23 protein-coding genes, 1 other RNA gene and 1 pseudogene are annotated in these 24,304 nt (G+C 53.8%); 11 read left to right on the top strand and 14 right to left on the bottom strand.

What is annotated here, in order from left to right:
* Window positions 1–2: 2 nt before the first annotated feature.
* The 6 genes from tolB to INT32_RS15845 form a co-directional block, all read right to left on the bottom strand.
* Window positions 3–1,283 carry a Tol-Pal system beta propeller repeat protein TolB gene (gene tolB, locus INT32_RS15870; RefSeq protein ID WP_226817141.1) on the bottom strand — a complete coding sequence of 427 codons (1,281 nt, stop codon included), beginning with the start codon at window positions 1,281–1,283 and terminating at the stop codon, window positions 3–5.
* A 122-nt stretch (window positions 1,284–1,405) separates the two neighbouring features.
* Window positions 1,406–2,566 carry a cell envelope integrity protein TolA gene (gene tolA, locus INT32_RS15865; protein ID WP_193089693.1) on the bottom strand — a complete coding sequence of 387 codons (1,161 nt, stop codon included), beginning with the start codon at window positions 2,564–2,566 and terminating at the stop codon, window positions 1,406–1,408.
* Window positions 2,567–2,606: 40 nt separating this feature from the next.
* The gene (locus INT32_RS15860) at window positions 2,607–3,047 is read right to left on the bottom strand and encodes an ExbD/TolR family protein (RefSeq protein WP_193089692.1); all 441 of its coding nucleotides are present in this window, start codon (window positions 3,045–3,047) and stop codon (window positions 2,607–2,609) included.
* Window positions 3,047–3,730, bottom strand: coding sequence for a protein TolQ (gene tolQ, locus INT32_RS15855; protein ID WP_193089691.1), 684 nt, complete (start codon window positions 3,728–3,730; stop codon window positions 3,047–3,049). The genes INT32_RS15860 and tolQ overlap by 1 nt, the downstream gene beginning before the upstream one ends.
* A gap of 5 nt (window positions 3,731–3,735) precedes the next feature.
* Window positions 3,736–4,146 carry a tol-pal system-associated acyl-CoA thioesterase gene (gene ybgC / locus INT32_RS15850; protein WP_193089690.1) on the bottom strand — a complete coding sequence of 137 codons (411 nt, stop codon included), beginning with the start codon at window positions 4,144–4,146 and terminating at the stop codon, window positions 3,736–3,738.
* Between the two features lie 56 nt (window positions 4,147–4,202).
* Window positions 4,203–5,945 carry a proline--tRNA ligase gene (locus INT32_RS15845; RefSeq protein WP_193089689.1) on the bottom strand — a complete coding sequence of 581 codons (1,743 nt, stop codon included), beginning with the start codon at window positions 5,943–5,945 and terminating at the stop codon, window positions 4,203–4,205.
* A gap of 63 nt (window positions 5,946–6,008) precedes the next feature.
* Between INT32_RS15845 and INT32_RS15840 the strand changes: the two are divergent.
* A pseudogene (locus INT32_RS15840) lies at window positions 6,009–6,512 on the top strand (RNA pyrophosphohydrolase); the annotation flags it as partial.
* Between the two features lie 573 nt (window positions 6,513–7,085).
* On the opposite strand, the gene INT32_RS15835 reads toward INT32_RS15840, so the two are convergent.
* Window positions 7,086–7,997, bottom strand: a complete 912-nt coding sequence (locus tag INT32_RS15835) for an NAD(P)-dependent oxidoreductase (protein WP_193089688.1) — start codon at window positions 7,995–7,997, stop codon at window positions 7,086–7,088.
* A 171-nt stretch (window positions 7,998–8,168) separates the two neighbouring features.
* Here INT32_RS15835 and INT32_RS15830 point away from each other — a divergent pair, with 171 nt between their 5' ends.
* The 4 genes from INT32_RS15830 (at window position 8,169) to INT32_RS15815 (ending at window position 9,990) form a co-directional block, all read left to right on the top strand.
* Window positions 8,169–8,582, top strand: coding sequence for a hypothetical protein (locus tag INT32_RS15830; protein WP_193089687.1), 414 nt, complete (start codon window positions 8,169–8,171; stop codon window positions 8,580–8,582).
* Window positions 8,582–8,896, top strand: coding sequence for a cell division protein ZapA (locus INT32_RS15825; RefSeq protein ID WP_193089686.1), 315 nt, complete (start codon window positions 8,582–8,584; stop codon window positions 8,894–8,896). Before INT32_RS15830 ends, INT32_RS15825 begins: the two co-directional genes overlap by 1 nt.
* Window positions 8,897–8,949: 53 nt before the next feature.
* A non-coding RNA gene (gene ssrS / locus INT32_RS15820) (6S RNA) lies at window positions 8,950–9,131 on the top strand.
* A gap of 49 nt (window positions 9,132–9,180) precedes the next feature.
* The gene (locus tag INT32_RS15815) at window positions 9,181–9,990 is read left to right on the top strand and encodes an SIMPL domain-containing protein (protein ID WP_193089685.1); all 810 of its coding nucleotides are present in this window, start codon (window positions 9,181–9,183) and stop codon (window positions 9,988–9,990) included.
* Here the strand turns inward: INT32_RS15815 and lgt are convergent.
* Window positions 9,947–10,741: a prolipoprotein diacylglyceryl transferase gene (gene lgt / locus INT32_RS15810; protein WP_193089684.1), complete on the bottom strand. Its 795-nt coding sequence runs from the start codon at window positions 10,739–10,741 to the stop codon at window positions 9,947–9,949. The two genes, INT32_RS15815 and lgt, sit on opposite strands and share 44 nt — an antisense overlap.
* Before the next feature lie 139 nt (window positions 10,742–10,880).
* Here lgt and INT32_RS15805 point away from each other — a divergent pair, with 139 nt between their 5' ends.
* On the top strand, window positions 10,881–11,195 hold the full coding sequence (locus INT32_RS15805) for a c-type cytochrome (protein WP_370540250.1): 315 nt from the start codon (window positions 10,881–10,883) through the stop codon (window positions 11,193–11,195).
* A 207-nt stretch (window positions 11,196–11,402) separates the two neighbouring features.
* Window positions 11,403–11,939 (top strand): peptide-methionine (S)-S-oxide reductase MsrA, encoded by a 537-nt coding sequence (gene msrA / locus INT32_RS15800; RefSeq protein ID WP_226817139.1) that lies wholly within the window; start codon window positions 11,403–11,405, stop codon window positions 11,937–11,939.
* A gap of 346 nt (window positions 11,940–12,285) precedes the next feature.
* On the opposite strand, the gene hppD is transcribed toward msrA, so the two are convergent.
* Window positions 12,286–13,401: a 4-hydroxyphenylpyruvate dioxygenase gene (gene hppD, locus INT32_RS15795; protein ID WP_193089682.1), complete on the bottom strand. Its 1,116-nt coding sequence runs from the start codon at window positions 13,399–13,401 to the stop codon at window positions 12,286–12,288.
* Window positions 13,402–13,539: 138 nt separating this feature from the next.
* On the opposite strand from hppD, the gene INT32_RS15790 reads away from it, so the two are divergent.
* The 4 genes from INT32_RS15790 to INT32_RS15775 all read left to right on the top strand — a co-directional run bounded on the left by INT32_RS15790 (window position 13,540) and on the right by INT32_RS15775 (window position 17,715).
* Window positions 13,540–14,016 carry an Lrp/AsnC family transcriptional regulator gene (locus tag INT32_RS15790; protein ID WP_128396377.1) on the top strand — a complete coding sequence of 159 codons (477 nt, stop codon included), beginning with the start codon at window positions 13,540–13,542 and terminating at the stop codon, window positions 14,014–14,016.
* Between the two features lie 424 nt (window positions 14,017–14,440).
* Entirely contained in the window at window positions 14,441–15,640 is a 1,200-nt protein-coding gene (locus INT32_RS15785) for a ShlB/FhaC/HecB family hemolysin secretion/activation protein (RefSeq protein WP_193089681.1), read from the top strand.
* Window positions 15,640–16,401: an Imm49 family immunity protein gene (locus INT32_RS15780; protein ID WP_193089680.1), complete on the top strand. Its 762-nt coding sequence runs from the start codon at window positions 15,640–15,642 to the stop codon at window positions 16,399–16,401. The genes INT32_RS15785 and INT32_RS15780 overlap by 1 nt, the downstream gene beginning before the upstream one ends.
* A 141-nt stretch (window positions 16,402–16,542) precedes the next feature.
* Window positions 16,543–17,715, top strand: a complete 1,173-nt coding sequence (locus INT32_RS15775; protein WP_193089679.1) for a hypothetical protein — start codon at window positions 16,543–16,545, stop codon at window positions 17,713–17,715.
* A gap of 49 nt (window positions 17,716–17,764) precedes the next feature.
* Here INT32_RS15775 and INT32_RS15770 read toward each other — a convergent pair whose 3' ends face one another.
* The 5 genes from INT32_RS15770 to INT32_RS15750 all read right to left on the bottom strand — a co-directional run bounded on the left by INT32_RS15770 (window position 17,765) and on the right by INT32_RS15750 (window position 23,282).
* The gene (locus tag INT32_RS15770) at window positions 17,765–18,325 is read right to left on the bottom strand and encodes a putative glycolipid-binding domain-containing protein (protein WP_193089678.1); all 561 of its coding nucleotides are present in this window, start codon (window positions 18,323–18,325) and stop codon (window positions 17,765–17,767) included.
* 88 nt (window positions 18,326–18,413) lie between these two features.
* Window positions 18,414–19,769, bottom strand: coding sequence for an amidase (locus tag INT32_RS15765; RefSeq protein WP_193089677.1), 1,356 nt, complete (start codon window positions 19,767–19,769; stop codon window positions 18,414–18,416).
* A gap of 57 nt (window positions 19,770–19,826) precedes the next feature.
* The gene (locus tag INT32_RS15760; protein WP_193089676.1) at window positions 19,827–20,510 is read right to left on the bottom strand and encodes a DUF2848 domain-containing protein; all 684 of its coding nucleotides are present in this window, start codon (window positions 20,508–20,510) and stop codon (window positions 19,827–19,829) included.
* An 81-nt stretch (window positions 20,511–20,591) separates the two neighbouring features.
* Complete coding sequence (locus INT32_RS15755; RefSeq protein ID WP_193089675.1) at window positions 20,592–21,902, bottom strand: MFS transporter; 1,311 nt, start codon at window positions 21,900–21,902, stop codon at window positions 20,592–20,594.
* 459 nt (window positions 21,903–22,361) lie between these two features.
* Window positions 22,362–23,282, bottom strand: a complete 921-nt coding sequence (locus tag INT32_RS15750; protein WP_193089674.1) for a LysR family transcriptional regulator — start codon at window positions 23,280–23,282, stop codon at window positions 22,362–22,364.
* Window positions 23,283–24,304 lie beyond the last annotated feature (1,022 nt).

Genomic DNA, 24,304 nt, shown 5'->3' with positions numbered 1-24,304 from the left:
ACTTATTTTGTAAACGGCCCCCAAGCCGCACCAGTCACATTGCCAGACGAGGGTATTGAGGCCTGGAACGAACCGTCAGCATTGACGATACCTAGACCGCCACCTGCTGCGTAGAGCACTTGCATTCCGTTAGGTGCGAAACTTGGAGAGAGATCATTGCCGCCAGAAGTCAGTACCTGATCAGATCCAGAGCCAAGACTACTTATAGCAATAACATATGACCCACCTCGTAAGCTAGAATATACCAGTTTTGAACCATCTGGTGAAATTTTTGGCGAAACATTTTGTGATCCACTGAAGGTCAGACGGCTGGCTGCGCCACCTCTTAAACCGGTGCGATAGATCTGTGCGCTACCTCCGCGGTCACTGGTGAAAACGATGCCACTACCATTAGGGAAAAAGAACGGTTCGGTGTCAATTTCTGCCGACTTGGTCAGGCGTTGCTGGCTTGAACCGCCGCCTGCGCTGACCAGATATATCTGTGAAATGCCCCCTTGGCTAAGTGCCACGGCAAGCTGACTACCGTTCGGAGACCACGCAGGGGCGCTGTTGTTGCCCTTGAAGTTGGCTGCTACTGTGCGTCCGCCTGTGCTCAGGTTCTGCACGTACACAATCGGTTTGCCTCCTTCAAAACTCACATAGGCCAGACGCGTGCCATCGGGAGACCATGCCGGAGAAATGAGTGACGAAGACGAACTTGCTACGACCTTGCGACCCTCTCCGTCGGCGTCAGCGACAACCAGCTGACGGCCGGTGGTGTAGGCGACGCGCGTTGCAAAAATACCACGTACACCTGTTGTTTTTTCGTAAATGGCATCGGCTACCCTGTGGGCAAGACGGCGCATTTGTGCTTCTGAAATGTTCTTGGCGTCCAGTTGAGCCTGTTGGGCAGCATCGGCCAGGCGATAATCGACGCTGTTGCCGTTAACTGTGCCGTAGGCAACGGTCGTGCCGCCAGCCTGGGAAATGGCCGCCCAATCAGGTGTGCTGTTGGCGCCCAGTGTCAGGTCACCGGTGCTTTTGACTTCGAACTGGCCCGAGCGGGTCAGGTCGGCTCGAATGATATTGGCAATTTGCGCACCATTGGGGCCTTCGAAATTGGCGACGACGATAGGGAATTTATTGGCAGAGCCTGAGCCGCGCAGCTCTACGTTTACCTGGGCCTGGGCAACGGAATAAAACACGACGGCAACAAAGAGTGCCCAGGTCATCAAGATGCCGAAATAACGCTGCACAGCACGGGCGGGAATGGCAGCCGTTCCCTTTTTGATTGAGGCAGTCATGACTGCGGTCTCCTTACAGAATGTAATAACGACAGTGTATCAATAAAGCCCGCTCTGCCGAGGCAGAGCGGGCAAATGTTGTTTCACGCTTTTTCGACCGGCTCCCGCTGAGCCAATTGGTATCAATTCGGGGTGTAGCGATATGGGCCGGTCACGTAGGAATCTCCGCTAGGGGGTTTGGGAAACGGTTTGCAGGCCATGAGTGCTGCCTGCACCGCGCGGTCGAATGCCGGATTGCCTGAGCGCACCAGGATCTTGGCGCCGGTTGGCGTAAAACTGCTATTGAAGTCGACGCGATAGGTCACCTTCAGGCGCTGATTGCCGGAAAATCGCAGACGTGGCTCCACGCACTGTTGCACGCGTCGCGCGTAGCCGGAATTGCCGCCCCCGCCGCCGACCTGATTGCGGTCACTCTGGCCGTCGCGAATACCGGCGGTGCTGCTGACGTCGCCACGCATGGCCGCGCGCAGGGCATCGCCCTTGGATTCGGCTTTTGCCTTGGCCTGTGCTGCTTTGCGGGCATCGGCCTTCGCTTTTGCAGCAGCCTTTGCCTTGGCTTCGGCAGCCGCTTTGGCCTTGGCCTTTTCGGCAGCTTTGGCTTTTGCCTCTGCCGCTTCTTTTGCCTTGGCAGATGCTTCTTCTTGTGCTTTTTCTTTGGCTTGAGCTTCTTCGCGTGCCTGGGCTTCGGCGCGGGCTTTGGCATCGGCCTTCGCCTTTGCTTGCTCACGGGCTTTTGCCTGGGCGGCAGCCTTGGCTTGAGCATCGGCCTTGGCTTGCAGTTCGGCCTTACGTTTGGCCTCTGCCTGGGCTTTGGCCGCTTCCCGGGCTTCTTCCTGGGCGCGGGCTTTGGCCTCGGTTAATTCTTTGGCCTTTTTCTGGGCCTCTTCCTTGCGTTTCTTTTCCAGCGCGATATCCGGATCTTCCTGATCGCTGGCTGTCGGTTGTGATTGCTGGGCGCGCGCCTGTTGCGCCGCGGCAGCCGCAGCGGCTGCCGCGGCGGCCCGTGAGGGTGGTGGTGGTGGCGAGGCCGCTTCCTCTTCTTCGTTCTGTGTGTCTTCTTCGGCAGGGTCCGGCGTGCGTGTCTGTGCCGGTGGTTGCAGTACCTGGTTTTCGCCCTCTGTCCACAACTCTAGCTGTACTGGGCCGGTTGGTGCTTCTGTAGACTGGAACAGTCCGGCGATCAGCGCGATCACTAACAAAGCATGAAGGATAATCGCGCCGATCAGGCCTTTGCGATTATCTCCGTCATCATAAAATTCGTTAGGATTATCGAAGTGCTTCATTAAATTGAGATGTGATGACAATGAGAGTGGGCGGAACGGCTTACTTTGTACCGTCTGTGGATTTCTGGTTGACCAGCAGGCCCAGGCGCGTCAGTCCGCTGCTGCGCAGCGTGTCCATAACCTTCATGACTTCTTCGTAAGGCACTTTGCCGTCGGCAGCAATCACGACCGGGCTGTCGGGCTCAACCAGTGCCTTGACTTCTTCCACAATATTAGCTTTGTCGATTGTTTGAAAGTTCTTGCCGGCGGTGCGCTGACGCACTTTCAATTCGCCGTTTTCGGACATTTCAATTTCCACCGGGGTGGCCGGCACGGCGGATGCCTGGCCGACCGAGGGCAGGTTGATGAGGCCGGGCGTGATCATGGGAGCGGTCACCATGAAAATGACCAGCAGCACAAGCATCACGTCGATATAAGGCACGACGTTCATCTCGTTTTTCATGCGGCGACCGCGACTGCGGCGGTTTTGTATTCTGGCCATTAGCGAACCTGGCGTTGCAAAATATTCAGAAATTCGTCAATAAAACTGTCGAAACGGCTCGCCATTTTGTCGATGTCATTCGAAAAATGGTTGTAGGCGAGGACCGCTGGAATTGCGGCAAACAGGCCGATGGCCGTGGCAATCAGGGCTTCGGCAATACCGGGCGCAACCGCTGCCAGCGTCGCCTGGGCAGTGCCGGCCAGACCGATGAATGAATGCATGATCCCCCAGACTGTACCCAGCAGACCAATGTACGGGCTGACCGAGCCGGCCGAGGCCAGAAAGTTCAGATTGGAGTCCATGGCATCGAGCTCGCGCTGATATGTCGCGCGCATCGCCCGGTTAGGTCCCTCGAGCAGGGCATTGGCTTCCTTGACGCCGTTGCGGCGCGCCTTGAGGAATTCATCCATGCCGGCTTCAAAAATACGGGCCAGCGGACCTTCTTGCTCACTGTTCTGGGAGATGGATTGGTGCAGGGTGGTCAGGTCGCCGCCTTTCCAGAACGAATCTTCAAAATCCCGTGTCTGATTGCGCGCGCGTTTGAGCGCAATTCGCTTGCTGATGATATAGGTCCATGATAGAACCGAGATGATCACCAGAATCAGCATGATGATCTGTACGGGTAAGCTCGCGTTGATGATCAGCGAGATAATCGACATCTCTTCGGGGGTGGTAGGTTGCATAAAATCTAGTCCTGCACGAAAGGAAATAGTTGTCGGATAGGCATTGGAATGGGAGCAGGACGAAATGTGTCCGCATTTACACAGCATACCTGAATCTGGCTTTCCACCAGTCGGATGCCATCGCGTTCTGCTACTTGTTCAAAATGGACGGACGCGGCGCCCATTTTGGTAATCCGGCTGTCGATGGCCAGCAGGTCATCCAGACGCGCCGGCGACCGATAGCGCAACTGCGTATTGACAACGATGAATATCAACCTGTCGTTGCCTGCTAGCGCGGTCTGGCTGACCCCAAGATGGCGAAGCCACTCGGTGCGGGCGCGTTCGAAGAACTTAAGGTAATTGGCATAAAACACCACACCACCCGCGTCGGTATCTTCGTAATAAACGCGAACGGGAAAATGAAAAGAATTTTCCAACAAATCAGACCTTGCAACACAACCGGAAAGTGTAAAAATCCAAGAAAATCACGAAATCATAACGTGTTTTTCAGCTCGTTATAAAGGGATTTGATGCTTGTTAACATTTCTGCAACAGGAACCTTCTGCCCCTCTGGCCAACTGCGCGATTGTAATTCCACAATACCATCTTTCAGCCCACGATCGCCAATTGTGATACGAATTGGAACACCTATCAGTTCCCATTCAGAAAACATGACGCCAGGTCGCACGTCGCGATCATCCAGAATAACGTCTATTCCGTCCTGGCGCAGGGTATCGTAGAGTTGCTGAGCCTGTTGCTGGACGGCCTCGCTTTTGTTCCAGCCAATCGGGCAGATAACTACTTCGAACGGCGCCATGGCCAGGGGCCATATAATGCCCTTGGCGTCGTGGTTCTGTTCAATGGCGGCGGCCATGATGCGGCTGATGCCGATACCGTAGCAGCCCATTTGCAGCGGCTCGGGCTTGCCCTGTTCGTTCAGGAATGTGGCCTTGAGTTTTTCCGAGTACTTGTCGCCCAGGAAAAATACATGGCCAACTTCGATGCCGCGCTGGATGGCCAATTTGCCGGGGCCGTCGGCGGCTGGATCGCCTTCGACCACATTACGCAGGTCGGCCACTTCGGGCTCGGGCAGATCGCGTCCCCAGTTGACGCCGGCGTAATGATAGTCTTCGCGATTGGCGCCGCAGATGAAATCGGCCATATTCGCAACGGTGCGGTCGGCCAGCAGATGGACTTGCCCGATGGGCTTGACGGGGCCGAGAAATCCGGGCTTGGAACCGAAGTACTCCATGATTTCCTCTTCGGTCGCCATGCGGTAGCCTTCCTTGAATGCAGGCAGCTTGCCGATTTTGACTTCATTGACTTCATGATCGCCGCGGACCATCAGCAACCACAACTGGCCAGCGCCTTCCTTGGGCGTAGTCATAAATACCACGGCCTTGACCGTTTTTTCCAGGCTGACATTCAACTGTTCGGCCACGATTTCGCATTTGCTGGCGTTCGGCGTGGGCACTTCCCGCAACGCTTCGGCAGGGGCCGCACGCGAAGGGAGCAGGCAGGGGGCGTCGGCCAGTTCGATATTCGCGGCGTATTGGGAGTCAGGGTTGTAGACGATCAGGTCTTCGCCGGTGTCGGCGATTACCTGGAATTCATGACTGCGATCTCCGCCAATGGAACCGGTGTCGGCAGCCACGGCGCGGAATGTGAGGCCCAGGCGTGAAAAGATTTTCACGTAGGCATCGTACATGGCGTCGTAGCTGGCCTGGGCTGACACTGGGTCGCGGTCAAACGAATAGGCGTCTTTCATGGTGAATTCGCGCCCGCGCATCAGACCGAAGCGAGGACGGCGTTCGTCGCGGAATTTGGTCTGAATGTGATAGAAATTGACGGGCAGCTGGCGCCAGCTGTGAATTTCATTGCGGGCGATGTCGGTGACCACTTCCTCGGAGGTGGGCTGAAGCACGAAATCGCGCTGGTGACGGTCCTTGATGCGTAGCAGTTCGGCGCCATATTGCACCCAGCGGCCGGATTCCATCCAGAGCTCGGCGGGCTGAACCACCGGCATGAGCAGCTCGATCGCGCCCGCACGGTTCATTTCTTCGCGCACGATGTTCTCAACCTTGCGCAGGGTTTTGAGGGCCAACGGCATATAAGTGTAGATACCACCGGCGTGCTTGCGGATCATGCCGGCACGTGTCATAAGCTGATGACTGATGATTTCTGCTTCTGCAGGGGCTTCTTTTAAAGTATTTAGATGAAATTTTGAGGCTAACATGGCTACCGGTTCAATTGATACGTATAATCAAAGACAATTGTATTTAAAAATGGGAGTGGCCGCATGCTTGATCGCGAAGGCTACCGTCCTAATGTTGGTATTATCCTCGTAAACCAGAAGAATGAGGTCTTTTGGGGTAAAAGAATTCGAGAACATTCCTGGCAGTTTCCGCAAGGTGGTATCAAATATGGCGAAACGCCTGTTCAGGCCATGTATCGAGAGCTTCAGGAGGAAGTGGGTCTTAAACCCGAGCATGTACGAATATTAGGTCGAACACGAGACTGGTTACGCTACAACGTACCTGATAACTTTGTCAGACGGGACTCACGCGGGCATTATAAGGGACAGAAACAGATCTGGTTCCTGTTGCGCCTGGTGGGCAAGGACGCCGACGTCAGCCTGCGGGCGACGCATCATCCGGAATTTGACGCCTGGCGCTGGCATACCTACTGGGTACCGCTGGATGTGGTCATTGAATTCAAACGCGATGTGTATCACCGTGCACTCAAGGAGTTGTCGGATATCCTGTTTCGTCGACACGGAGAATCGCGGTTTTTGCGTCAGCGTAACGGCACAGGCTCAGTGCCGCGCAAAAACGCGCACGTAAAGGACGCCGCCAGCAGCAAGAACGGTCACGCCGTCAATGGGGCGGGAGCCAACATGTCTGTGGACATCGCAGCCAAAGGCGAGTTGCCCAAAGGGGGTAAGCCTGTAATGGCGGGTCGCCCGAATGCCAAACCTGGCGCCAAACGCAATTTTGAAGCCGGTCATGGCCAGCGCGTAGCGCAGGGGCCGACGCAAAAGCAGGCTGGGCGGCACGCACGCAAGGGCCGTGTGCATACATCCGATGGCAACACGCAGGCGCATCGCGTCAAGGCGCTACCGGTAACTCGTTAGCTACCGCTACCCGTTAGTTTTGCCGGCTAAATTCAAGGTTACGCAAGACAGTGCAACTCAGTTGAAGACCGCACGTTTAGCGGTGGCCCGACACCAGGCACAGCGCGCGCTGCTGTTTTGCCAGTCATCGGGCGCAAGCCGCGCCAATGTATAAATAACAACAACACAGGCAGGCTGCGCTGGCCCTTTATCAGGACCATGCTGCCGATCAGGGCAGGCGGGCGCGCCATTATTTATGTGGTGCTATTTGCGCGGTGTCAGCCGGGTGATCAGGCTGGAAGTATCCCAGCGCTGGCCGCCATTTTGCTGTACTTCGGCATAGAATTGGTCCACCACGGCAGTGACTGGCAGCAGCGCGCCGTTGCGTTTGGCCTCATCCAGCACCAGCCCAAGATCCTTGCGCATCCAGTCGACGGCGAAACCAAAGTCGAATTTTCCCTGCACCATGGTTTTGCCACGGTTTTCCATTTGCCAACTCTGGGCGGCGCCCTTGCCGATGACATCCAGCACCGCATTCATATCCAAATTGGCGCGCTGCCCGAAGGCAATGGCTTCGGACAGCCCCTGCACCAGTCCGGCAATGCAAATCTGGTTGACCATCTTGGCCAGCTGGCCCGCGCCATGTTCGCCCAATAGGGTGACCGCGCGCGCAAAATGACCCGCTACGGGTTGGATTTTTTCAAAAACCTCGGGCTCGCCACCGCACATCACGGTGAGTACGCCGCCGACTGCGCCGGCCTGACCGCCAGATACCGGTGCATCAATAAAGCTGAATTGACCTTCACGAGCGGCAGCCGCCAGTTCGCGAGCGACATCGGCCGACGCCGTGGTGTGGTCGACAAAAACGGCGTTTTGCTGCATGCCATGGAATGCGCCATCGGCAGCGGTGGTGACACTGCGCAGGTCATTATCATTGCCTACGCAGCAAAAGACAATCTCAGCGCCTTCAGCGGCCTTGGCCGGGGTAGGGGCGCTATTGCCGCCGAATTCGCTGACCCAGTCTGCGCTCTTGCTGGCGGTACGGTTGTACACGGTGACGTCGTGGCCTGCACGGGCCAGATGCCCGGCCATCGGAAAGCCCATCACCCCCAAACCAATAAATGCGACTTTTTTTGCCGGGATCGGGTCATACTGTTTGTCTGTAATTGAAGCCATGAGTGCACCTGAACGAATTGGAAGTGAATGGTAATAGAACGTAAATAGTACCTGTTTGTGTCTATTTTTTGGAAATATGGCTCAGAACAGGTAAAATTCAATCTCATTTAATTAAATCCGTGTGCACTGCATCGTAAGCGTGCCCGCATATTTTGAGAACGTGATACCACTATGCTTCAGGATTTAGATCAAGTTGCTGTCCGCATCGGGCAGCTGGTTCAGCTTACGAAACAGCTTGCTTCCGAACGGGAATCCCTGGCGAGCAGCCTTAAACAGGCTGAAGGCGGACGGGCAGAACTGCAAAGTCTGCTGCAAGAGCGGGAAGGCCAATTCAAGTCTATCAGCGAACGTCTGGCCAATCACGAGACCGAAGTCAATGGTATCCGGGAACAAGCCCAGGCCGAGAACGTTCAGTTGCGTCAGACACTTGAAGGCACCACAGCCGAACTGCAAAGCGTCAAGCAGCAACTGGCTGCTGCCAAGAACGAGGCCAATGCGCTGAAGGAAAGTGCCAGAACCGCCCGTGAGAAAGTGGAACGCGTACTGGCCAATCTGCCCGGCAATGCGTCAGAAGGAGTAAACTAATGGAACGCATAGATGTCTCTATTATGGGGCGCGATTTTTCCCTGGCATGTAATCCTGAAGAAAAGCAAAAACTGCTATCTGCAGTCAGGCTGGCCGATCAGCTCATGTTGAAAATCAAGGGCTCGGGCGGCATGACCTCTGCCAGCAACGAGCGTGTCGCCGTGATGGCCTGCATTCAGATGGCTTCGGATCTGCTTTCCGTTAAATCTGCCGACGAAGGCTTCGGCGGCATGCAATATGGGCAATTCAAGAGTAAAATAGAAGAACTCAATACATTGCTGGATTCCGGCCTTAACGATCTGAAAAAACTTTAAAGTATTTAGGGTTTAACTTATAGTGATTTTTCTGTACAGTTAAACCTACCAGTTTGTCCCTGCTGTATTCGTGACTTGGCTATACATCTCTTACCTATGCTTATGGCAACGGTCGCCGGATTACAGAGTTGGTGTGATCGTCTCTAGTCAGATGAACCCGACGCTCTGTTGAAGGTAACCAACTTTGAACTGAAAGGTTCGAGGTGCCAGCCTAGACGATACAAGCGGGGCCATTATTCCTATAAAACGAGCTGTCATGGCTCGTTTTTTTTTCGGAGTCATCTATGCAGCGCACGTTTTCCCACGCGTTTTTGTCCAAAGCCACTTTGATCGCCATGTTCACACTGGGCGCCGTGGCTGTACCCGCTACTGCGGTACGTGCCCAGCCAGCCACGAGCCCGGCCACCGCACAGTCAACAGAGCCGACGCTGGCGCTGAGCGCCTCTGCATCCGAGACGGTGGCTCAGGACACCGTCACCCTGACGCTGACCCGTGAGTTGCGTGGCGAAAACCAGGTCGACCTGTCGCGCAGTGTCAATGAAGCCATGAATAAGGTTCGTGATAAAGCCAAGTCGGACAAGGACCTTGAAGTTCGCACCGGTTCCTATCAGGTGTGGTTTGAACGTGACAATAACCGACCGGTCGAGCCTGCCGCGGCCGGCACCCGGACAGTCGATGCCAAGGATGACAGCAAAGCAGACGATGCCGGCGGTATCTGGGTTGCGCGCGGCGAATTGCTCATTACTTCCAAAAACATGGAAAAGGCCAGCCAGTTTGCGGCCGATGTTGACGAGGATATGGCATTGGACGGCATTCGGTTTTCCCTGTCGCGTGAAGCACGCGAGACCATTGAAAAGCGCCTGCTTGCCGCGACCACGAAGGCCTTCAAAACCCGTGCCCAGGATGCAGTGACCGCACTGGAATTTGGCGGCTATCGCATCAAGTCATTGCGCCTGGGTGATGTCGGACAGCCCGAAAGCTACCAGCCGCGCATGATGGCAATGCGTGCCGCCAAGGCCGGTCCCGCAATCGAGGCCGGCAAGGAAACAGTCACACTGTCGATGGAGGGAGCGATCTTTTTGTTGCCCAAATAAAGATCGCGATACCAACTATGATCATGGGCAGTGACAGCCACTGACCCATGGACAGCCCCAGGCTTAGCGTACCCAGGAAGCTGTCCGGTTCACGCGTGTATTCCACCAGGAACCGGGCCAGGCCATAACCGATCATGAATACGCCGCTGGTTTGCCCCACCCAGCGTTTCCTGGAAGAAAATATCCATACGACTGCAAACAGGACTACCCCTTCGGCCAGCATTTCGTAAAGCTGGGAAGGGTGGCGGGCAATGGGCCCTCCTTGGGGAAATATCATTGCCCAGGGCAGATCCGAAGGTCGCCCCCACAGTTCGCCGTTAATGAAATTGCCGATGCGGCCCATGGCCAGACCCAGCGGTACCAGTGGGGCGATGAAATCTGCAACCTCGAAAAATGTCATGCCTTTTTTGCGTGCATATAGGTACAGCACGACCAGCACGCCAATCAGTCCACCATGAAACGCCATGCCTCCATCCCAGACAGAAAAGATATGCAGCGGATTGGAAAAATAATAGGCCGGCTGGTAAAACAGAACATAACCCAGGCGTCCGCCCACCACCACACCCATGACTCCGTAGAAGATCAGATCTTCGAATTCGGAGACCGTCAGTCGTATCATTCCTTTTTTTATTCGATACTTGCCGAGAATCCAGAGCAGGGCAAACGCGGCCACATACATCAGGCCATACCAATGGATTTTGAGCGGACCGATTTCAAGTGCAATCGGATTAAATTGTGGATATGCGATCATAAGAACCAAAATGCGACAATGAAATGGAAAGTATAAAGGCGCGGCCAACGCTTTGTGCGTGGTCGGGTAAAATAAACGCAAGTTAATTGTTAAAATTTAAAAGGTTACCGTAGTGTCAGGAAAACAGATTGTCGCCTGCTTGGCAATTATTGCATTCAACATAAACTATGCCAGGGCGCAAACGTTGACCGACGGACCGCAATTGGCAAAGGACAATATCTGCATGGGTTGTCACCAGGTCGACAAAACCCGTGTCGGGCCGCCGTTTGCGGCCGTGGCAAAGCGCTATGTGGCCGGTGGGCAACCCATGATCGACTATCTGGCCAACAGCATTCGCAAGGGTGGGCGCGGTCGCTGGGGTGCTGTGCCCATGCCGGCGCAGCCGCAGGTAACCGAAGAAGAGGCTACCGCACTGGCCACCTGGATTCTGTCGCTGGCCAGCCCGGCAAAATAGTGATTGATCCCCGCCTGGGCGCGAACGCGGTATGTACAGATTCTTCCAGGAGCGGATATGCAAGACGGGCTATGACAGTTGAAAAGGTCCTTGCGGGCTGTTTAACCGTTTCTCGGGGTGAATGTCGGACAAATGTGTCCTGCATTGGCCGCCACCGTATCGGCAGGGCACAGGCCTGGCGGACGGGTTCTTTTGAAGGTGAATATTTTGACAAATCAAACTGAAATCGCGGTATTGGGCAGCGGCTGCTTCTGGTGTTCAGAGGCAGTGTTCCAGCAATTGCAGGGTGTGCTTTCGGTGCAATCGGGCTATTGCGGCGGGCATGTGCAGAACCCGAGTTACGAACAGGTCTGCGGCAAGAACACCGGCCACATAGAGGTGGTGCGGATTGAATTTGATCCTGCCGTCATCGGTTACCAGGACCTGCTCGACATTTTCTTTGACACACACGACCCAACCACGCCCGATCGCCAGGGTAACGATGTGGGCCCGCAGTATGCTTCTGCCATTTTCTGGCAGTCTGACGAACAGAAACAAACAGCAGCACAGGTTATGGCTGCCCGGCAGGCTGATTTTGCCGACCCCATCGTGACCAAATCGCTGCCGGCTGCGCCATTCTGGCCGGCAGAAAGCTACCACGACGATTATTTCATTCAGCATCCGAACCAGTCTTATTGCGCATTTGTGATTTCACCAAAAGTGGAGAAATTCAAAAAACGTTATTCAGACAAACTCAAAAGTTAGGGCATTACATTTGATCATGGCAGGTCTTGAGCGATAAGTGATCGGGCCGGGATGCGATCTGTCATGGAGTAATCTGCCATAGCGTGGTCTTCGAGCAAATAAAAACCGCGGTATTCTGCAAGTTGGCAGAAAGCAGCGGTCCGTTGGTTTTCGCGGATACGCCGCGCGTTTGCTTTAAGACTGCTTTCCGACTACGTGCCCGAGCACGAGAAACGCCTAAGTATTTGCACTTTCCTGGTTCAGGCAATGGGCTGAGGCTTGCCAGCCGGACGGCAACGGCGCAGCAATAAGCCACACAGGGGTACCGTGCATTAGGCAACGGTACCCATTTATAGTCAAAGATACCTTAATCAACGGCGCGCACAACCCCGCGGCGCATCTGGTCCAGTTCTATGGACTCGAACAGCGCCTTGAAGTTGCCTTCACCAAACCCTTCGTTGCCCTTGCGTTGAATGATCTCAAAGAAAATCGGGCCGATCTGGTTTTCGGTGAAGATTTGCAGCAGCAGGTCGTTGTTTGGTCCCCCATCGAGCAGAATGCGATTTTTCTTCAGGCGATCGACATCTTCGCCGTGATTAGGCAATCGGGTGCTCAGCAGTTCGTAATAGGTGTCGGGGGTATCCAGAAAACGCAGCTCGCGGGTGTGCAGGTTCTCGATCGTGTCATAAATGGTGCTGGTGCCCAGGGCGATATGCTGGATTCCTTCACCGCGATACATATCAAGATATTCCTGAATCTGCCCTTTTTCTTCCGTTCCTTCCTCGTTGATCGGGATGCGGATCTTGCCGCAAGGCGATGTCATGGCCTTGGACTTGACCCCGGTAACCTTGCCTTCGATGTCAAAGTAGCGCACTTCGCGAAAGTTGAACAGACGCTCATAGAACTCGGCCCACTCGTCCATGCGGCCCTTGTGTACGTTGTGGGTCAGGTGGTCAATGATTTCCAGCCCCGCACCTTTGTAGTTCAAGTCTTCTTCGGCAGTAGACGGGTCGATGGCGACAAAGTCCACATCATAAATACTGATGTCGCCGATACCGCCCGTACCATTCTTGCCTTTCCAGCGGTCTACCAGATAGATCAGTGAATCGCCAATACCCTTGATGGCCGGGATATTCAGTTCCATCGGACCGCTGCCGGAGTCAAACCCCCAGGCGCCCAGCTCGAGCGCGCGCTGGTATGCCTTGGTCGCGTCATCGACCCGGAATGCAATGGCACAGATGGAGGGGCCATGCAGGCGGGCAAAGCGCTGGGCAAAAGAGTCTTTTTCGGCATTGATCAGAAAATTGATCTCACCCTGACGGTACAGCGTCACGTCTTTATGGCGGTGCCGGGCGATGGCTTTAAAACCCAATGTTTCAAATACTTTTCCGAGTGCAACGGGGTCGGGTGCTGTATATTCAACAAATTCAAAGCCATTTGTGCCCATCGGGTTTTCCCAAGGCGTAAACGTTGTTGTAGACATAGCATTGCTCCTGAAGTTTTTTGTTCTGATAAAACGTCTATTCTAAGCAAAAAGGCGAGGCAGACGATTGCAAAAAATGCTGCAATATTTACATATCTTGCATTATTATTTCATTTTTCGTTCTATTTAGGAAAGATTATGTCACTAAATACACTAGATAAAACAGACCGGCAAATTCTTAACCTTCTGCAGAAAAATGGCCGGTTAAGCAACCAGGACCTGGCCGATAAAATAGCGCTCTCTCCAAGCCCGTGTCTGCGCCGGGTAAAGCGCCTGGAAGAAGAGGGCTATATCAAAGGATACGCCGCGCGCGTTGACGCCGACAGAATCGGGCGCGGCCTGATCGCATTTGTCTCTATCCGGCTCAACAAGCACAGTGGCTCCAGCCATGCCCCCATGCAGGATTTCAATCGTGATGTCCAGCTCTGGCCGGAAGTGGTCGAGTGCCATTCTATGTCGGGAGATATGGATTACCTGCTGCGCGTGCAAGTGCAGGACCTGGCCGCGTTTTCTGCATTTGCCATGAACGTACTTATGCAGCACCCATCTGTGGTGGATATGAGATCCAGCTTTGCCCTGGGGAAAATCAAAGAAAGCGGCGCGCTCCTGGTGTAATTTCCATAGCCAGAGGTGACGCGGCCTGTCAGAAACTGACCTTTGAATCGAGCGACAGCATGCGCTCGATCAGCGTGCCCAAATCCTGCGAGACCTTCAAGGTGACGCTCAAGCATACCGGTCGGATGACGATGTTCACCGGACATAACCAGCTGCAATATCCGCCAGGAGCTGGAGGGGTGGCAGCAAACTAACGACACATTCACTATTAAATGGTGATCATTTGATCTAGGTAAATTACAAAATTCGTGTTTTCGGGTAGGTTTCGGAAGTCCAAGCGCTCAAACGTTAGTTCCGAAACATGTGCTTTGTCGTCAAACGAATTCGTCTTGTACAAGCTTTGTGCGTTGTCGCCAGCACGAGCATTCTTTCAAATTTTTTTGTCTCAACTGCACACGCCCTGAGCCTGGAGCAACGGGATGCCGTGCTGCAACAACAGGCAGGCGCCAATCAGGCGCGCATTGAGCGCGAGCAAAATCTACCCGATCAGCCCAGTGGTCTTTTCAACGATTGGGCTGCTGTGCCTGGGCACGTCGTCCAACCCGACTATGTCTCCGATGAAAAGCCGTGCTTTGTGATTCGCAAAGTACATTTGGATGGCCGGCAGTCCGATCAATTTGCTGCATCATTGGCCAGGATTCTTAGCGGAAAAGACAGTGAGCACGGTTTGGCATCGCCAATTGGTCGTTGCCTGGGGGCACAAAGCGTACAGGCCTTGGCTATGCGCCTGCAGGACCTGCTCATCGAGCAGGGCTATGTCACCACGCGTGTGCTGGTGACGCCCCAGGATATATCCAGCGGCAAACTGACGCTGACGGTCCTGCCAGGCATCATCAGCGCGATCCGGCGTTCAGACACGTCGGACATCAGAGCGCATTTCTGGAATGCGGTACCGGTTACAGAAGGCGCGATTCTGAATCTGCGAGATCTGGAGCAGGGTTTGGAAAACCTTCGACGCCTGCCAACGGTGCAAGCGGACTTCGGTATTGGGCCGGGACGGTTGCCCGGACAAAGTGAATTGCTGATTAACTGGAACCAAAGCAGACCATTGCGGGCGTTCGCTTCGGTTGATGATGCCGGCAACAAAGCGACCGGCAAGTACCAGACGACTTTGACGGTAGCAGCGGACCACATTTTCACATTGAACGACATTTTTTACGTCAGCCATAGTCGTACGCTGGGCAATACGAAAAATCACCGCCGTCGCTCCGGCAGTACGGCCTTTCATTATTCTATTCCCTGGGGTTACTGGCAGCTCGCCTTCAACACAAACCAGTTCAGTTATCGCCAACTGGTGGCCGGCAGTATCAGGCCCTACGTCTACAGCGGCGACAGTCGGACCACCGATTTGACCCTTTCGCGAGTGATTTGGCGAGACAGCCGTCGCAAAACCCAGGCCTATTTCAAAGGGTGGGAACGGCGCTCCTCTAACCACCTTGATGGTACGGAAATCGAAATCCAGCGCCGTCGCACCGCAGGCTGGGAATTGGGGCTGACCCATCGGGAATATCTGAGCCGTGCCACGCTGGATGTGGCGCTGGCGTACCCAACACAGCGAAGGCCGTTGCTCGTTTGGAACATATTAAGGAATACGCAAAGAGTCCGCTTTACAACTGAGGAGTGATGCTTAAAGAAGAAGAAATTAAAAAAAGGACCGGGGTCCTGCGGTGGCGCATGTGGGAGTTTGAAATATATTTTTTAGCCAATGCTATGTATAAATTCTATGTAGAAGACGATCCTGCTGGAATGAGATCTTTGCTCTTTAACCAAGCAAAAATCCACTACATCTATACATTAGAAAATTGGAACAATTGGGAAGATCGCTCTTACACTCTTTTCAGAGTGTTTGGCGGTTTGCCTGTATTATTGTCGGATCATGATGGGATTATTAGTTGGTATTCAAATTTAGATAGCGTACTTATTAATGACAGGATCAATGATCATCACTCATATGAGTATCAGATTAAAAATTTCTTCATTGCCATGCGGGGTGAATGGGATTTATTGGAAGAACGTAGCCGACGGTACATTGCAGATCCCCGCTCCAAACCTCGTAATAGGTGGATTATGGATACCTATCAGTATTACTTGGGACTGGCGACGGGTGATGTTGCGCGAATGGAAAATGCCCTTGCGGAATTTGTAAAGCCGAGGTTTTTGAGAAGCAGAGCGGATGTCGAAAGTGGATATACTGCGGATATTATTAGCACCGAGGCGGTGGTGCTTGCCAAATTGGCCTGGCGCAATGGCTACGAAGTCAATATCGACAGCCCCTATGTCCCCAAAGAATGGTTGCCGGTGAAACCTCTTGTTCATTACGAGGACGAATTCGATTTCATGAAGGCTTACACCATTGATCCAACCTGGGGTGGCAAGTTCTCATGATCGCGTCTGAGTAATGTGACAATAGTAAGTTATAGGGATCAGTAACCCTAATGCCGGATCGCTGCCTGCATTCAATCAGATTAAGGCTTCAGGTTGATTTTAAATATGGAAAATTGCACGAGTCAACAGACTAACGAAGATATGAACGAACTTTCGGATTTGGAACGGAGTAACGCGCTGTTCGGGCAGCAAATCCAAGTATTCTTTCGCCAACTGATAGCGCAATTTAAATTATTGCACGATTGTGCCTGGCCATTGACAGCGCTTGGGTTGGTTTGTTCGGTCATGGCGTTTACTAACTATGCGCGGGTATACCAGCTTCCGCTCAACTCGTTATCTTCTGGATTGATTTCTGTTTTCCCTGTTATCTTGGCTTATTGCGTATTGGGTGTTTTTGCTGTGGCGATAATCGTATTTTTGCCAACGGTTGTTTTTTTCGTTTCTCCAGACGAGAAGAATGTACCTTTGATCGGTAGATTTGAAGTCGCCAAGTCTGAGGCACGTAAAGGTAGTAGAAGGGCACTTGCGTGTTTATGGATCCTGTGCGGAGTACTGAATGCGCTGATTTTATGGGGAGTCATTTGGTGGGTGGCAGACAACAATTACACCGGTATCTGGTGGGGAGCTCTGTTGGTTTTTAGTCAAATTCTGGTTTCGTTCGGTATGCTGACAATTATCTGCTGCTCGGCTGGAATTTCAGCAAAACAGATAAGGCCTGGATTCTATGGTCAAATATCTGTTGTTGGGCTTGGGCACGTCATACTTATGACAGTGCTTTATACATTCGCCATTTCGCTGGCAGATCAGCTATGGGCCAACCAAATTGGCTTATTGATCGCATTAGCTGCAGTCGTCCTTTTTGTGTTATTCCTTCAGCTAATCCTCGCATGTTTCTTTTACGATACAAAACTTTACCGACAGCCATTTAAGTCGCTGGTAGTGGGGGCTTTCCTTGTCACCGGATTAACGACTATGATTCCGACCGTGGGTGCGGAACTAGCTCGTGCTGCCTTTCAGCTCAAAAGCCCCAGCGGCAATCCTTGCTTGGTATTGGGTGCAGAGGGAGGACAAAAGATATCTTTTCCCCGCGTGCTGCAGAGTTCGGTGCCCGATGAGAGTATAGGGTTGCGAGTGTTCATTGAGCTTGACGGCAAATACTATGTCAGGCCGTTTGACCTAAGCAAGGTTCCGGAATATAAACATGCAGATGTTCACTTAATCCCTGTTGCCAGTGTTTCATCCATTTCCGACTGCCGCGATAAAGAAGAAACTAGCATGACACGCATTGATTCAGCAAGACTCGGGGCAAGCTAGTTCAGACCAATTACGGCGACCAAGGAATCGGAGCCACTCAATTGCTCGACTACATTCTGCGAAACAACCCCGGGTAATTCATCACAAGCCCATCCTCGTCCACCTCCAGCTCGGCAGAGAAATCGCGGCCAGGGCTTTCATACAGATAACGTCGGTCGGCAATACGGGTGTAACGTTGCCCGTCAGGGCACATCAGCAGGGACGGCAAGGGCACATAGGCCATGGTCAGTTCGGCGGTATGTCCCTCGTTCATGGTGAGCCGCCGTATCGGCAGGGTATTGGTAAAGGGCGTGGCAGCAATATCGACATCCTGGCAGCCGTCCAGATTGGGCATCGCATTGCCCCTGTCATCGGTCCAGTGTCCCTGGCCGTCGGAAAAAACATGCAAATAAACGCCGCTGGCCATCCGAACCCACACTTCGCGGGTGCGCCATTGCATGTCAGTCGTGACCCGGTAGTGCAGCCCGTAGGGTGCGCCGCCTCTTGCGCCGATCACGACGCCCTCACCCTGGATCGTGTCGGCATTCATATGCAGACAGAAATGCTCCAGGCCGGTATTGTCCCAGCTATTCCATCGAACGGTACGAGCGGGAAGGGCAGTGTGGTCCATGTTCGCAGCTCCTGTGCCGGATGACCTTGCATATTTTTGTCGGTCGGCAATACATAAAGTTTGCGATGCTATTGCCGACCTGTCAACCCTAGCTTTGCAACAGAGTTTCCACCGCTTTGGCGATTGCCAGGACCGTGCGATCTTGCCCGCCGGCCGCTGCGATGCTAACGCCCACGGGCGCAGTCCCTGGTGCATGGCAGGGTAAAGATACCGCACAACCGTCCAGGAAATTGATGAAGGTAGGATTGCGCAGAAGCAGCAAATTGGTTTTGTGATAAACCTCCTCATCCTGCAGCTCGGCAATCGTGGGTGCGATGACCGGCACGGTAGGCATGATCATGGCATCGTAGTCCGCCAATTGCATTTGCAATTGCTGTATCCACTGCGTGCGACGGTGCAGCAGGTCGATATAATCGGCCGCGCTAATCTGCTTGCCACGCAACATGCGCGAGACTACGCGTGGATCATAGGCGTCGGCCTTGTCCGCGATTAGCTGGCGATGCCATGCCCAGGCCTCGGCTGCAATGAAACCGCCCTGAGCGTTGATGCCGGGCAACTGGTCAAATGGCGGTACGGCTTGCTCTACAATAATGGCGCCGGCAGCCGACAGTTGTGACAGCACATGTGCAAAGCTTGTCGCGACATGATCGTCAGCGCCGTCAAGCACGGCGTTGCTGGGAAACAGCAGACGCAGACCCTTGAGGGGTTTGGGTGCAATCGGTGTGTGATTTTCACCTGTCATAAGGGCATCCAATATGGCGCAACACGCTACGCTGGCGGCCAGTGGGCCGATGGAATCCAGGGTCGTGGACAGTGGCAATACGCCTTGCTGTGGCACCCGACGTGCAGTCGGTTTGAAACCGGTCAGCCCGCACAGGGCAGAAGGGATGCGCACAGAGCCGCCGGTATCTGAACCGATGGCCGCTACCGCCATCCCGTCTGTGACCGATACCGCGGCGCCGGAAGACGAGCCGCCTGGAATGCGTCCTTCGCCCACTGTGCGTTCCCACGGGTTGCGGGGCGTGCCGTAATGAGGGTTCACACCCAGGCCGGAGTAGGCAAATTCCGTCATATTGGTTGTGCCGATAATGACAGCGCCGGCGTTGATCAGCCGCTGTACCACCGTGGCATTGGCTGAGGCGGCGGACGCCTCGTTCAATACGACCGAGCCGGCCCGTGTAGGCTTGCCTTTGATATCAAACAGATCCTTGACCGATATGGGCAAACCGTCGACTGCAGAGCGGCGCATGCCCGCCTGGCGCAGTGTATCGGCAGCCGCGGCTGCGGCCAGCGCTTGCTCATCAAAGACCTGGGTATAGACCTTGGGGCCTTCGCCGCTGGTTGCGCGCGCCAGGGCCTGTTGCGTCAGTTGGACCGAAGAGATTGAGCCTTCATCGAGCGCGTGCGACAGGCAGGTCAGACTGGGAAAAGCTGAAGAGTTCATTGGACAACCATTAATGACAAACGAAATTAGTGGATAGAAAGCGGCTAGTCGGGATTGTCAGGCCACTACAGGTAGCGTTTCAACACGGTAGGTGTGTTGCAGGCTGCGATTCTTGACCGGATCGTGCAGCTCCATCACAAATGTATTGGATGGACGGATGCCGCCAATAGCGCCGACCGTGCCGCAGATCATGCCATGTCCTTCCGGTAGCACGTTCTGGTTACCTGTATAGCCCTGGATCAATTCCTGTGGCAGACGCAGGCTGTCCAGGGTGCCTTCCTGATACAGTACTTTGTTGCCATCCTCCTCGATCCAGGAGCGGATGACTAATTGGTCCCAATGTTCAACCACCTCGTCAAAACGCCAGGCGGAGGTTGCTACCGGTTTGACGCAAGCCTGTTTGGATTCGGCCACGCCATAGGCTTCCAGTTTACGATCAGTATGGTCTGAGGCCAGGCTGACATACATGGTGCCATCCACGGTGAACACGAAGACTTCAACTTCGCCGGACGACTCGGTTCCCAGCGCCTGAATGTGGCTTGCCTGGGTCAACTGGTTATTGGCTACTCTGTAATATAGCGGAACTGTGCTGGGGCGGGGCACGCCAAGGGCGGCCAGCTCTTCTATATGGTGTTCGATGGCTTTGATGTCGCGTCCGGCCCAGCCAGCAACGATCAGGGAATCAATATCTGCAACAACGGTTGCTGAAGGGGCTTGGGCAAGTGAGAATTCAAGTTTCATGGCAATACTCTTGATAAACAGATGGGGGAACAAGCATGCGTGATGTGTCACACATGCCTGTGAAATGATGGGGGCGCTGGATCAGCGCTTTTTGACAAAAAGGATGACCAGGATTGAGGCTAGTATTTCCAGCGCTGCGACAAAATACAGTCCGGAAGACAGCGAGCCCGTGCTGGTTTTCAAGGTGCCGATCATGTATGGCGCTACAAATCCGGCAAGGTTGCCTATGGAGTTGATCAGCGCAATACCGCCTGCTGCGGCGGTGCCGGCCAGAAAGGCTGCGGGAATGGACCAGAACACAGGAAAGGCGGCCAGGATGCCGACAGAGGCAATGGTAAGGGCGATGAGCGCGAACAGGGCATTGTGCAATAGCATGCCGGTGGCAACCAGCCCCAGACATGCGATCAATGTTGCCACGGCGCAATGCATGCGACGTTCGCCGGTTTTGTCCGAGTGAGCGCCATTCCAGACCATTGCGATTGTTCCGGCAATGAAGGGCAGGGCTGAGAGCACACCAATCATCAGGTCATTGTTGATGCCGATCGCTTTGATGATGGATGGACTCCAGAATGCAATGGTGGCGTTGCCGCTGACAATGCAAAAATAAACCGCGGCACAGAGCCAGATTGCAGAATTGCGGTAGGCGTCTTTGAAAGACAGATGCTTATTGCCTGTCTGGCTGTTTTCAAGCTCCAGGGCGCGCGTTACTGCCTGTTGTTCCTGTGGTGTGAGCCATTTGGCGTTCACGGGTTTTTCCGGCAGATACTTCAGCACGAACAACCCGGCAATGACAGATGGAATACCTTCAATAATAAACAGCCACTGCCAGTTTGCCAGGTGCCCCACATCCTGCATGCCGTTCAGAATCAGGCCGGCCAGCGGGCCGCCGATCACACCGGCGAGCGCGAACGATGTCATGAACAGTCCGTTGACGCGCGCCCGGTATTCCGCCGGGAACCAGTAGGTGAGATAAAGCACCACGCCCGGGAAGAAGCCGGCTTCAAATACGCCAAGCAGAAAACGCATGATATAGAACTGCGTGGGGGTGGTGACATACGCCATAGCGATGGAAGCGGCTCCCCACAAAATGGTGATGCGGGCCAGCGTTTTGCGGGCGCCAATCTTTTCCAGCAGCAGATTGCTGGGCACTTCGAAAAGAAAATAGCCGATAAAAAAGATCCCAGCGCCCAGTCCGTATACGGCTTCGCTAAATTGCAGGTCCTGCAGCATGTGCAGTTTGGCAAAACCGACGTTAACGCGGTCCAGCCAGGCCAGAATGAATAGGAAGACCAGAAAAGGGATCAATCGCCAGGCAATTTTGATATAGGTTGCCTTCAGTTCGTTCGCGTCGGTGCCCAGGCTAGGGCTGGTCGCAGTGCTTGAGTTATTCATCGTGTTTTCCAACTACAGTTGCGTGTTGAATAGGGCTGTCCGGCGCAAGAGCCGGTCAGCGGTGGGTGGAATGTGGCCGGGGATGATGCCCTGTACAGGGGCGTGGCCGGGAATAAGACTGCTTGTTGCGGCCAACGTGGCGCAACGTTAAGTTGTGTCAGGTCTTATATGTGGGCAGTGTAGGTAGCGCGTTTTTGACTGTCCAACAAGAAAATATATGGAGTAGTGATTGCAAAATCTTATTGCTGTCCGGCATGACGTCGCGGAATTCATAAAATATAGATAAATATCATATGGTTATGATCGTATTTGGCCAGGCTTTTAGCGTCGAAAATATGATCATCTGGCTCGGGGGCAGAATCTGACTCTAGGGTAAATACTTAGGCCTGGAACGCAGGCTGGACAGATCAAGGCGGATGCCTCGGGCCTGTTCTGTGAGGATGTGATGGGCCTTCAGGTTTACAGCGGCGCACAGGCGATGCTCTGGCCCCGATTCGTGGCAAATGCGACGGCAACATCCTGGGCAATCAGGCCGATGGTCTCGGCCAGCGGGTTGTCCTGGTTGTGACGGAATGCGGCCTGCAATTCGAGCGGCGGCAAGACCGTATCTGCCCGCAGCAGCTGTAAGGTATGCGCATTCAACTCCTGCTGGATAATTGCCGGTGGCAGGGCCGCTACGCCGAAACCGTCCCGTACCAGTCTGATCATGGTGGCCACAGAAGAAATACCGTTAAGGTGCAGGGATATGTCTCCCGCCGTAGCAAACATTCTTTCGATGGCGGCGTAGGGTTCAGATTCACGCGCAAAGCTGACGATGGGAAAGGCGGCCAGATCTACCAGGCTGAGTACGTCATTGCCGATTTCCAGTGTTGGGCTGGCTACCCAGCGCATGGGTAATTGACCCAGGGCAATGGCATCGACCTGCGAAACATGGATGGCGTTGCCTTGCAATACCAGATCCAGACCCCCTTTATTGAGCTGTTCGGTCAAATGGACGGTGGTGTCACTGGCAATTTCAATTCTCAGGCGTGGATAGCTTTCATGCAGACGGGCCAGAAACTCGGGAAACCAGCTGTGCACAATGGATTCAATCACGCCGATGCGAATGACGCCGGCATAGGTATGCTTGTCCAGCATGTCGTCCTTCATGTCGCGCAACAGCTTGACCATGCGTTCGGCATGAACGAGGGCTTTGCTGCCGTCGGGCGTCAGCGACACATCGCGGGCGTTACGGTCGAACAGGCGTACGCCGAATTCCTGCTCCAAAGAAGCAATACGACTGGAGATGGCCGCCTGCGTTGTATGCAAACGTTCCGCTGTCATACGGAAATTGCGCATTTGAGCCAGCAAGACGAAAGTTTCCAGAAATCGAATATTCATGGGGGTAATTATAGCCCGCGGGGGACAAGGCACGTGACACGGGACGGATGCCAGAAGGCGTTTTGTGACAAGTCGGTACCGGGGCTGTGGAGCAAGACGCAGATTCAGGGCCCGGTTCGCCGCCCGGTCGCAGGGTACGGCCGCGTGTCGTGCAGATGCATTATGTGTGACCTGTCTAGTACATCTGGCTGGCTTCTCTTATATATAGAGAGCGTTGGATAGGAGCATGCCTATATATAGCGATACAGAGCGACGGCCGTTGGAACAGGCTTTTGTGCGGTTTGCTCGGTAGAAAGATGCGCTATGGCTAATGTTTGGTGACGCCCCTTATATATACCCCTTGTTTTTATACGCTCTTGATTTCGGACGACTACTCAGGGACTAAAAAAATCAGGCGGTTGTTCTATAGCTTCTATATATAGGGGCTGTTATGTCTCTATATTAAGGATCTCTATATAAGGACGTTAATATAACGACGCCGATAAGAACCTGACTATATACATAAGATATGCAGGAACCCAGCGACGACAAGTCCCACTCGCAGGATTGTCGTGCCCCGTTAGCTTTTGGCCGCCGGTGAACATTGTCCTGTGAGCGGACGCCTACATAAGGCAGTCAAATCCGGAGATACGTGCTTTATTGGTCAGTGTATGGTCTGCTAATGAGCTTACTCAAAGCCGAACGGTGTGTTTTCCAGGCGTGTCTGCATAAAACGTCTGGACTCAAAAGTGGAGTTAGCCGAAAAAATCGTCGTTTTTAGGCTAAATCACACATCGACAGCCCGCATAATTGTCAGATAGTGTGGCAAGCGAAGACAAATTTGCCCTATTTGTAGAAAAAAACGTACAAAAACGCCTGCATTGCATGTGCCGATATAAACCCGATGTTGCGTATTTGTTGCAAAAAGCGAACGTCGTGGGAGCGGGCTCAAAAATTATAAAAATTGTCGTAAAAAGGCGAAACTGAATCAAATCATGCGCTTAGGGTAATTACGGATCTTAAAACGGCTGCGTGGGTAAAGT

This window comes from Advenella sp. FME57 (assembly GCF_014897675.1).
Taxonomy (GTDB): Bacteria; Pseudomonadota; Gammaproteobacteria; order Burkholderiales; family Burkholderiaceae_B; genus Advenella.
Note: the sequence above shows the minus strand (reverse complement) of the source record. Positions and strands in the feature narration are given on the sequence as shown.